The organism is Stieleria sp. (assembly GCF_041595215.1).
GTDB lineage: Bacteria > Planctomycetota > Planctomycetia > Pirellulales > Pirellulaceae > Stieleria > Stieleria magnilauensis.
In genome coordinates, this window is record NZ_JBFHKV010000354.1 from 1 (window position 1) to 7,490 (window position 7,490).

General features: G+C 60.2%; 9 protein-coding genes. 1 reads left to right on the plus strand and 8 read right to left on the minus strand.

The window, feature by feature from the left end; genetic code table 11:
• The 7 genes from ABX749_RS14975 to ABX749_RS15005 form a co-directional block, all read right to left on the minus strand.
• The coding region (locus ABX749_RS14975; protein WP_372896681.1) for an aldehyde dehydrogenase family protein at positions 1–537 on the minus strand (537 nt) is incomplete at its 3' end.
• 61 nt (positions 538–598) lie between these two features.
• Positions 599–922 carry a EutN/CcmL family microcompartment protein gene (locus ABX749_RS14980; protein ID WP_095742165.1) on the minus strand — a complete coding sequence of 108 codons (324 nt, stop codon included), beginning with the start codon at positions 920–922 and terminating at the stop codon, positions 599–601.
• A gap of 45 nt (positions 923–967) precedes the next feature.
• Positions 968–2,200 carry an acetate/propionate family kinase gene (locus ABX749_RS14985; RefSeq protein WP_372896682.1) on the minus strand — a complete coding sequence of 411 codons (1,233 nt, stop codon included), beginning with the start codon at positions 2,198–2,200 and terminating at the stop codon, positions 968–970.
• Positions 2,201–2,298: 98 nt separating this feature from the next.
• Entirely contained in the window at positions 2,299–2,568 is a 270-nt protein-coding gene (locus ABX749_RS14990; RefSeq protein ID WP_372896683.1) for a BMC domain-containing protein, read from the minus strand.
• A gap of 92 nt (positions 2,569–2,660) precedes the next feature.
• Positions 2,661–2,960 (minus strand): BMC domain-containing protein, encoded by a 300-nt coding sequence (locus ABX749_RS14995; RefSeq protein WP_095742162.1) that lies wholly within the window; start codon positions 2,958–2,960, stop codon positions 2,661–2,663.
• Between the two features lie 41 nt (positions 2,961–3,001).
• Positions 3,002–3,733 carry a phosphate propanoyltransferase gene (gene pduL, locus ABX749_RS15000; RefSeq protein ID WP_372896684.1) on the minus strand — a complete coding sequence of 244 codons (732 nt, stop codon included), beginning with the start codon at positions 3,731–3,733 and terminating at the stop codon, positions 3,002–3,004.
• A gap of 71 nt (positions 3,734–3,804) precedes the next feature.
• Complete coding sequence (locus ABX749_RS15005; RefSeq protein WP_372896687.1) at positions 3,805–4,578, minus strand: DeoR/GlpR family DNA-binding transcription regulator; 774 nt, start codon at positions 4,576–4,578, stop codon at positions 3,805–3,807.
• A 466-nt stretch (positions 4,579–5,044) separates the two neighbouring features.
• On the opposite strand from ABX749_RS15005, the gene ABX749_RS15010 reads away from it, so the two are divergent.
• Positions 5,045–5,863, plus strand: coding sequence for an SDR family NAD(P)-dependent oxidoreductase (locus tag ABX749_RS15010; protein WP_372896685.1), 819 nt, complete (start codon positions 5,045–5,047; stop codon positions 5,861–5,863).
• Positions 5,864–5,917: 54 nt separating this feature from the next.
• Here the strand turns inward: ABX749_RS15010 and ABX749_RS15015 are convergent.
• Positions 5,918–7,490, minus strand: a 1,573-nt coding sequence (locus ABX749_RS15015) for a sialate O-acetylesterase (RefSeq protein WP_372896686.1), incomplete at its 5' end; no start/stop codon positions are given.

Sequence of the window (7,490 nt, forward strand, 5' to 3'; positions counted from 1 at the left end):
GCCCGACGGATGGGGATTGACGACGACGGTGTTCCCGCCGGCGATCATGCTGACCGCGTTGCCGGTGATCGTCGGCAAGCTGTGAGTGACCGGCGTGATCGCTCCGATGACGCCGAACGGGGCGCGGTCGATCACGGCCAGACCGTAGTCGCCACTGAAGGCTTTGGTTTCGAGAAACTCGACACCGGGCGTTTGCTCGCCCAGGGTCTTGAGTTTTTCGATCTTGTGTTCCAGACGGCCGATCTTGGTTTCTTCCATCTCCATCGTGCCCAGCTCTTCACACTGCTCGATCGAGATCCGCCGAATGACGTCGATGATCCGTTTTCGATCGGCCAGGGTGCGTTCGCGCAGTTGCTCAAACGCCGCACGTGCCGCCGTGACGGCCGACTCGGCATCGTAGAACACGCCGTTGTGTCCGCCGGCCGAAGCCGCCTGCTGGGCCGCCTGCTGGGCCGCTCCGTTACCCGGTGGCATCGGACCGACCTCGGCCAGGACCTGTGCGACTACGTTTCGGATCAGGGTTTCGTCGTATTGCATGGTGGGTTGCTAGTTGGGGGTGAATGTCGGCCTGCCGCGATCACGCGAGAGCGGGGCGGTCTTAACGGTCGTTTGATTCGTTGCGCGAGTAAACGCTGAACTTGTCGATGTGGACTTGATCGACGATCCCAATGATGACGGCGTCGATGGGTAAAACCTTTGTTTCCGGCGTCAGGCGTGCGCTGCTGCCTTGTGTGATCAGGACGAAATCGTTCTCTCCGGCACCCAAGGTGTCGACGGCGATAAACGTTCTTCCGGTTGTGACGAGCGATTGACGCTTTTTGTCATCGAGCCGATAGGGCTCGACGACCAGTAATTTGTGACCCGTCATCGTCGCAACCTTTTGAGTGCTGACGACCGATCCGGTGACTCGGGCGATGAACATTCGTGCCAGGCTCGTTGGGGGTTAAGGGAGGAGGAAAGGTCGGCTTCACGAATGCTTCAATGCATGCAGGGTCTGCCTGGCCACGATCACTTCTTCGTTGGTCGGGATCACCCACAATTGAGTTTTGGAATCGCCGGCATGGAACGAGGCCTCGCCGAGATCGTTGGTTCGATCACGCAGGCTTTCGTTGGCCGCCGGATCGACAACGATGCCCAGTTGTTCCAGTCCCGCACAGACGCGACTGCGAACGAGCGTGTCGTTTTCGCCGATGCCGCCGGTGAACACGATCGCATCGGCGCCGCCGAGCGCGACCAGCATTCCACCCAGGTGACGCCGAATCTCTTCGATGAAGACATCCAAGGCCAATTGGGCTTGGGTGTTCCCCTCGGACACCGCTTGTTCGACATCGCGGATGTCGCCGCTATGGTTGCTCAGCCCCAACAGTCCGCCTTTGCTGGCCAGTTCTTGCAACGCTTCGTCCAAGGACAAACCGGTCCGCTGCAGGATCAGTGGCAAGGCGAAGGGATCAAAGTCACCGACGCGGTTGTTCTGCGGCAGACCCGTTTGGGGTGTCATCCCCATCGTCGTCTGAACGCTTTGTCGATTTTCGATCGCGGTGATCGAACTGCTGCCGCCCAAGTGACAGGAGATCACGCGGGCGTCTTGACGGCCCAGGATCTCGGCACTGCGGAAGGCGATGTAACGGTGGCTGGCACCGTGGAAGCCCCACTTTCGAATGTGGAACTCGTCGGCCCACTGACGTGGGATCGCGTATTCCTTTCGGGCCGGGGGAATCGTTTGGTGAAAGTCGGTTTCGAACGCGGCGACCAGCGGCAGATCCGGGAACCGGGCTTGCAGGGTCTTCATCGCCGCGATGTAGGGCGGGTTGTGTGCCGGTGCGGCGGCATTCATTTCGGCCATCGCATCGAGCACCTGATCATCGACCACAAACACGCCCGACAATCGTCCGCCGTGGACGGCTTTGAAACCGATCGCGGCGACCTGAGACGCGTTTTCGATCGCACCGTTTTCGGGGTCGGTCAGCTGATCCAAGCAGGCTTGGACGGCCACCCCGTGATCGGGCACCGACATCGTCAGCTCGTTGGACCAATCACCGATCTCGACGGTGCACTTGCTTTGCGCATCGCCGATCCGCTCGACCGCGCCTTTGGCGAGGCAACGTGCGTTTTGGATGTCGTCGATCGCTCCATCATCGGTCATTTCGAACAACCGATACTTGAAACTGGTCGATCCCAGGTTTGCAACCAGTACGAGCACTGGCGGTACCCTCCGCGATGAGTTGGGGTCTGTCGTGGACGTCAGCGTGCGTTCGTCATCCCGCGGGCGGTCTTGCGACTCACCGGGCGGGTTGACGCTTAAGCCAAAAAAGCTTTCGCAACACCTTCGGCGGGACGAGGGATCACGTGGCTGGAAACCAACTCGCCGACTTGCGAGGCCGCGTTGGCACCGGCTTCGACCGCTGCGCGAACGCTGCCGACGTCTCCGCTGACCACGGTGGTGCAATACGCACCGCCGATGTCGACTCGCTTGACGATTTCAACGTTGGCCGCCTTGGTCATCGCGTCGGTCGCTTCGATCAGTGCCAGCAAACCCTTGGTTTCGATCAATCCGATTGCGTCATTCATCTTGGTTTTATTTCTTTCGATAGTTGTGGAGGGGGTGTTTCGATCGCGTCGGATGACACGACCGGTGGGCGTCCGCGATTGCTTGGCGGCCACTACTTCTTGGCGGTCGGTGCGCTGGTTTTGAGCACTTTCTGCAAATCGTCGTGCGGACGTGGGATCACTTGCACGCTGACGACTTCGCCGATGCGTCCGGCTGCCGCGGCTCCGGCATCGGTGGCGGCTTTGACGGCGGCGACATCGCCGGCGACAAACACGCTGACCAGACCGCTGCCGACCTTGTCCCAGCCCAGGAATTCGACGTTCGCCGCTTTCAACATTGCGTCGGCTGCTTCGACCAGGGAAACAAACCCTTTGCACTCGATCATGCCGAGCGCTTCATTACTCTTCGCCATTGGAAATCTGCCTATTGATAGGAGAAAAGGAGGTGTAAGTACTATTGATGACAGCCGCAGCCGCCCTTGGTGAGTTCGACCTTGGACGCGCCGTCCAAGAAACACGCGTTGCCCTCATCGGTGTCGATGTGGACTTCCAGCTTGGCCGCTTCATCGGCACGCACCAGCACGTCGTCAAACACCGTGGTGCATTCGTGGCTGGTGACTTTCAACTGCATCATGTCGCCGTTGGAAACACCGAAGTGATCCGCATCGAAGTAATTCATGTGGACGTGACGCGCCGCCCAGATCACGCCCTGTTCCAGTTGGACGCTTCCGACCGGTCCGACCAACACGCATCCGGGCGTGCCGTCGATGTGGCCGCTGTGACGGACCGGTGCGTCGATGCCCAACGAGATCGAATCGGTGAAGGCCAATTCAACCTGGCTGGCTCCCCGCGTCGGCCCCAAGACCCGCACGCTGGGTAGCATTCGCCGCCGTGGCCCGACGATCATCACCGTCTGCTTGGCGGCGTAAAAACCGTCCTGGTACAGATCTTTATCCGGTTCCAGCACCGATCCGGCGCCGAACAAGATTTCAACGTGCTCGTCGGTCAAGTGAACGTGCCGGGCAGAAATGCTGACACGCAGATTCGGCTTGCCGTCGACCCAACCGGGAGGATCATGGGAAAGTCCGATGTCGGGCCGAGACGCCGACGAAGTGCCGAGGCCGCCGGCGATCGCGCGACGAACCAGGGATTCGATTCGGGCGCGGTCAATTTGAGTCGCGTTCATTCGGTTCGGGGAAAGGGAGGTGGTGATGGGGGAAAATAGATTAGAAGAGTGAAACGCTCCGCCCTCGGAGCTCATTCTGGATCGGAGTCCGCGTCGGTTTCGTCGCTGCGTCGGTTGTCTGCTAACACTAGTTCGACACCAGCGTCGTCAATCCGCTTTTTCCAGTGCGATGCCAGACCGGAGTCGGTCACGACACCCTGGACGTCCTCCAACCGGCACAGATGGGACAAGCTGACTTTGCCAAACTTCGTGTGGTCGGTGACGACATACGCTTGGTCGGCGGCCGCCAACATCGCTTTCTCGCTTTCGACCAACATCATGTTGTTGTTGAAATACCCACGCTCGTTGATCCCCGCGACCGACAGGAACGCCAGCCGCACGTTGATCTGACGCAGCATCGATTCGGCCATCGGGCCGATCGCCACCGCCGTCCGACCGCGGACGCAGCCGCCGATCGTGACCAGGTCGATGGAATCACTGCTGGAGAGCAAGTGCGCCACGGGCAAGCTGTTGGTGACGACCTGAAGCCGCCGACCGACCAGACAACGGGCCAATTCATAAGTCGTGCTGCCACCGTCCAACAGGATCGTGTCGTGCTCTTCGATCAGCTTCGCGGCCGCCGCGCCGATCGCGGCTTTCACCGTCCACGTCGTGTCCTTGCGGCCTTCGAACGCCCGGATCGTCGCGCTCTCGCCGGTCCAGAACACCCCGCCGTGCGTGCGGCGGACATCGCCCGATCGCTCCAATTGCTCCAAGTCGCGGCGGACCGTCGATTCGCTGACCGAAAGCGACTCGGCCAACTCACCCAACGATGCGAACCCGGTCTGACGCACCATCCGTCGCAAACGCTCACGACGCCCGCCACTGGACGTGCGGGTTTCGCTGCTAACGCCGTTGGACGAGTTGACGGATCGGACCACAGAAATTGCCTATCTTGCGCAGGTATTGCGTTTCGTGATAGCTTTCTCTCATTCGTGACAGTTTTCAAGCACCAATTGACAAATATGAATCATTTCTGAAAGAAAACTTCCTTTTGAAGCACGTGCGGTGTTTGACGTCCCCCAGGCGATGGAGATGTATGCCCGTTGGGCAAAACGCGACTTATTAGATGCCAATGCCTGCCAGGAGGGCGACGTTAGAAACCCCACGACAGAGCCCCCTCCCCGACGGTTCGTCGCCCGCCCAGAAAACGAAGCGGTTCTTTCTCGATCTCTTTGCCGCATGGTTTTCCCGCGGTCGCCGTCGCGATACGCTTTTCGCTGATTCATTTCGGGCGGACTGTTTCACTTCTTGTAGCGTCAACACATCAACATGACTGAACTATCCGGAAAGCGGGCGATCGTCAGCGGGGCATCACTTGGGATCGGTCGCGGCATCGCGGTCGAACTGGCTCGTGCCGGGGCAACCGTCGCGGTCAACTATCGATCCAACCCCGACCAGGCCGACGAAGTGGTCGCCGAGTGCAAGTCGGTCGGCGGAGATGCGTTCAAGGTCCAGGCCGACGTCTCGGTGCAAGAAGAAGCCGAAGCGATGATGCGGACGTCGATCGAGAGGCTCGGAGGGTTGGACATCGTCGTCAGCAATGCGGCCTACAGCGACCGGCACCTGATGCTGGAATCGGACATGCAGGAGTTCCGCAAGACGATCGATGTCAGCATGTGGGGTGCGTTCTACGTCGTCCGGTCGGGCGCCGCGGAGATGGTCAAGGCCGGCAAGGGCGGCAACATCGTGGTCATCAGCAGCCCCCACGCGCACCTCGCGATGCCCGGCGCGATGGCCTACAACATGGCCAAGGCAGCCAACGACCAGATGGCGCGGACGGCCGCCTGCGAATTGGCTCAACACCGCATCCGATGCAACATCATTCACCCCGGCTGGATCAACACGCCGGGCGAACGAAAATTCTTTTCCGAAGAGACACTGAAAACCGAGTCGGCCAAATTGCCGATGAAACGCCTGGGCGAGCCGAAGGAAATCGGACGCGGCGTCGTGTTCCTCTGTCGCGAAGAAAGCGAGTACATCACCGGCAGCACCCTGACCATCGACGGAGGCATCCAGCTACCGTGGCGCGACATGTTCCGCGTCGAAGAGACCGCCGCGACGGCCAAGCCGATGCAGGACAACGCTTAATCAGCGAGACGGCGCGGAATGGGCTTCCACTGGGAGCCTCTTCCACTTGCCACGCTACTTCGCTGCCTGAATGTCCGCGAGCGCCTCGGCGTAGCGACGGCCGAATTCCAACAGCGATTGACGATCAAAGTGAGTGTTGTCGCTTTTGAGCGTCAAACCGGTCGACTCGACGAACGCGCACGCCGGCAATTCCGAAGCGACTTCGCGATGGGCTTGGTCCACTCGCTTTCGATGCTCCGTCCACTTTGGCGCGTCGCGCTGCGCCAGACCGCCGATGAGGATCGGAGTCTTGGCGCCGACATGACTGCGGAATCGTTCCATCACCTCCGTCAGATTTGACTTGTACGCCTCGGCCAGTCCCGGTTTGCAATCCGATTCGCCTTGATGCCACAGGATTCCCTTGAATGTTCCGCTGGCCATGGCCGTTTGAATCCGCCGCAAGGCGTCATCGTAAGGATGCGTTTTGGTTTGTGGGTGATAGCCTCCGGGGGCCCATGCGGCGATCGGTGATCCGCCGACGGCACAGGGCACCAATCCGACAGTGACATCGGGGTGCTCGCTCGCATAGCGCCTGGCAAACCCGCGTCCGAGTCCCACGCCGGCGATGGATTTGTCAAAGTGCAACGGGTCGGTCGCCGGGACCCAATTTCCGTCACGATCGAGCATCAGGATTCGCGGATCGGGGAGACGATCGGCCGGCGTCACCTTGCCTCGACCGGCCATGTTCGATTGCCCGGCAAGCAGAAACAGGTGGAATTGTTCTTTCGACGGCAGGTCCGCGCTGGTGATGGTCACGCCGCCAAGTTCGATCATCTGGCCGTCCTGTTGGCGTTTCAGTTGCAGAGTCGCTTGTCCGGCCGCGATGTTGATCATCCCCAACGACTGCTGGCCGAAGAACAGCATACGGCGGGGCGTTGCCTGAGAATCCCGGTCAGGACGGACGACCGATTCGGACTTGAAACGTCGCAGCGTCGCTGAAATGTCCTGGTCCGCGATCGCTGCTGAGACCGAGACGTCTTTGGCGTTGCAAACGTAGTGCAGCGTGATCTGATAGCGTCCCGATTCGGCAACGTCGATCGGCCACGAGATCGTGTCGGCGGCGGAGGTCCAGTTGTCGACCCAGCTATGGGCCCAGCTGATGTTGTCTGCGAACCCCGGGTTGCCGGTCAGTGTTGCATCGACCGATGGAATAAAGGTCGGTCGTTGTTTGGTAATCGGAACGTGACGTGCTTGCGTGATGCTTGGCGTGATGGCGTCGACATAGCCTTCGATCTCGGATTTCAACCGCTCGGTCGTCTCGGGGTGCTGTTCGGCGATGTCGGTTTCCTGTCCGGGATCGGCATGCATGTCAAACAGCGCGACCTTGGCATTTTCGATGGTCAGCCGATATTGATTGGTGCGGACGGCAGCCTTGCCGAATTTTTCGAGCTGTGATTGGTTCGGGCGGTAGGTCAAGATCGAACGCTCGGCGAGTGCCGGATCGCTGCCGTCTTGAATCAGTTTCACCAGACTTTGGCCGTCCAACGCGGCCGAATCATCCGATGGAATTCCACACCATTGGGCGAGTGTCGGCAGCAAATCGATGTGCGCGGTGATTTGCTCAATCCGCTTCGGTTGGATCCGCCCC